Origin of the sequence: Wolbachia endosymbiont of Drosophila seguyi (assembly GCF_028981765.1) — a bacterium.
GTDB classification, from domain to species: domain Bacteria; phylum Pseudomonadota; class Alphaproteobacteria; order Rickettsiales; family Anaplasmataceae; genus Wolbachia; species Wolbachia pipientis.
Window position 1 is genome coordinate 1 of record NZ_JAPQLM010000041.1, and the last position, 2,803, is coordinate 2,803.

The 2,803-nt window shown below is 34.0% G+C and carries 2 protein-coding genes and 1 pseudogene; all 3 read left to right on the forward strand.

The annotated features are described in order from the left end of the window. Nucleotides 1-505: pseudogene (locus tag OZD62_RS00825) on the forward strand (hypothetical protein); the annotation flags it as partial. A gap of 75 nt (nt 506-580) precedes the next feature. After that, complete coding sequence (gene wmk / locus OZD62_RS00830) at nt 581-1,489, forward strand: WO male-killing family protein Wmk (protein ID WP_006280075.1); 909 nt, start codon at nt 581-583, stop codon at nt 1,487-1,489. Nucleotides 1,490-1,514: 25 nt separating this feature from the next. Then, a complete protein-coding gene (gene wmk, locus OZD62_RS00835; protein ID WP_010962716.1) occupies nt 1,515-2,426 on the forward strand; it encodes a WO male-killing family protein Wmk in 912 nt (303 codons plus the stop codon). Nucleotides 2,427-2,803 lie beyond the last annotated feature (377 nt).

Below are 2,803 nucleotides of genomic sequence, written 5' to 3' on the forward strand. Positions count from 1 at the left end.
TCAAAAAGGCACAGGAATTCGGTTATATCTTAGTTCAACAGGAATAACTAATGGGAAGTTTCTTAGAAGCAAGGTAGAGGTAGCCAAAATACTGAGAGAGTTAGGGAGTAACATTTTAAAAATGGGTAATAATGCAGTTGAGATCAGAAGGGAGGAAGGAGGTGCAAGAAATTACGTTGATGTATCAGATGGTAGCTCCGTTGTGTTAGAATTTCCTACAAGCCTTGGTAAGCTAAATATTGTATTGTACCAGGACGTAAAAAACTGCAGTCAGGTACAAGTAAAAGTAGCGGATAAGGAAATGTGGGCTGAATTACAAAAAAGAGGAGAAGAAATTGGAAAAAATTGCCTTTTTGGGGGAGTGAAACTTAAGAAAGTGGTAGAAAGAGGTAATTTCACTAGGTGCGGCATATGGAGTGAAAAGCAGAAGGAAGTAAGTGAAAAATTGTTTTCATGGGCAGACAAAGTACGTGAAAATAGTAAAGAAACTTGTAGGGCACTTTAATTCATCAATTTAAAGGTTCCAGAGTCTGGCTATTATATCTGGAGCCTTTGAGCTATAGTATAAAATATTATATGTATGGTTCTTTTTGTGGAAAAAAGTCTAGATTATAAAGTGGGAGAAAAATTAAAAAGTTGGAGGTTAGAGAGAGGGTATACTCAGAAAGATTTAGCAGAGAAACTTGGTGTAAAGTACTGGGTAATACTTCAATATGAAAAAGGGAATCGTAGAATTTCAATTGAAAGGTTATATGCTATAACTGAGGCACTATCAATCAGTATTACGGATCTAATTCCTATATCAAAAAGCTGTCTTGAAGATGAGGGAGAAGAAATCTTAAATCTAGTAAGAGAATATAAAAAGATTAATGACCAGGAGTTACGTAAGATGTTTTGTTTACTAACCAATTTTGTCCAAGTTAGTGAAAAAAGTAGTAAAAAAGCAGAGAAAATAAAGATTGCAAAAGGTTTGGTTAAAGCAGGAGTTTCTGTTGATATTGTTGCAAAAACAATTGGCCTCTCTGCTGATGAATGCGTTGAAGAAAAAGGAGGTTCTATTTACTGCCAAATAGGAAAGAAGATAAAAGAATGGAGGCTAGTGAGAGAGTATACTCAAAAAGATTTAGTAGAAAAAATGAGTACAACACGTGACGAAATAAGCAACTATGAGCAAGGAAGGACTGCTGTTCCACTTGATAAATTATATGAAATGGCAGAAGCATTATCGATTAATATTACGGATCTACTAATAGAGGAAGGGAGTAAAGTGAAAAATGAGCTACCTGATTTGATTAAAGAATACAAAGAAATTGAGAGCCAAGAACTACGGCATGCACTAATAAAGTCTTTGTTTGAAGGGATACGGATTTGTGAGGAGAAAGTGAGAGAGATAGAAAGGATTAAAGTTGCAAAGGATTTAGTAAAAGGGGGAATTTCTATTGATATTATTTTGCAAATAATCGGTTTATCCGTTGATCAAATTGCATGAAAATTTATTTCTAAGTCAGGTATATATGTTTGTTTCTGTAAGCGATATTAGTTCTATAAGCTACAAAATAGGACAAAAAATAGAAGATAGCAGGTTAATGCGAGGGCATACTCAAGTAGAATTGGCAAGTGAAATAGGTTTAACATACCAAGAAGTAAACAGCTATGAAAATGGGTATATTCCTATTCCAATTGAAGTACTATATGTAATAGCAAGAGTATTGTCAGTTAATGCTATAGATTTATTACCCGAACCAGTAATAGTAAGGGAAGACAGCTATGAAGACGAGGAAATACTCTATCTAACGAAAATATATGAGAATCAAAAGTTAGGCAAAATAGTACCTTCATTAGTCAGGTTTGTTCATATTAGCGAAAAAATTAATCAAGAAGAGGCAAGGTTGGAAATAGCAAAAAATCTAGTGAAAGAAGGAGTTTCAGTTGACATAATTTCCCAGGCAACCGGCTTATCTATTTACGAGTATGATAATACAGAGAGAGAAATCTGCACTGATTCTATATATTACAGAATAGGGCAAAGAATAAGAGAATGGAGGTTAATAAGAAGGTATACTCAAAAAGATTTAGCGGATAAAGTTGGCGTAACACTCAAGGAAATACATGAATATGAAAGAGGTTATACTACCATACTATTTGATAAATTATATGAAATAGCAGGAGCATTATCAGTAAATATTAAAGTCTTGCTACCTGAAACGAGAGAAAGTAAAAAGCTATTGAGTTTAATAAACGAGTACAGAGAACCGGAATCATTAGATGCGTTAGTCAAATCTCTATCTGAAGATATGAAAAGCGGCAAGGAAAAAGTTAAAAAAGCAGAGAAAATCAGGGTTGCGAAAAATCTAGCAAAGGCAGGTGTTGCAATTGATATTATTGTGCGAGCAAGTGGCCTAACTGCTGATGAGTGTGAAAATTGAATTGTGTTAAAGACGGTACTGAGAAACATTATATTAAGATATAAGTAAAGATGGTTACGTATTTAATACATCTATTCTGAAAATTTGTTTAGCTGACTCAACTGAAGCATTTTCGTAAAGTTTTGCTGCTAATTTGCTTGTTTGATAACTTTCTTTAACGTCTTCACAGCTAACACTGAAAACACATATTGCTAATGCTAGCAGAGAAGCTAGTTGGTAAAATTGCCACAGCCGTCAGTACTCCCGATTACTTTTCCTGATAATGTGATAGTATTCGCAAGTATTATCATATATTACAAAAAAATCAGTTAGAGGTTGTCCGGAAACAAGTAAAAGGCTATAATATCTGAAATTTTAGTACGGGGTAAAGATGAGAA

Bases quoted from the DNA above. Each gene is read 5' to 3' on its own strand.
- wmk (WP_006280075.1), top strand. From the start codon at position 581: ATGGTTCTTTTTGTGGAAAAAAGTCTAGATTATAAAGTGGGAGAAAAA.
- wmk (WP_010962716.1), top strand. From the start codon at position 1,515: ATGTTTGTTTCTGTAAGCGATATTAGTTCTATAAGCTACAAAATAGGA.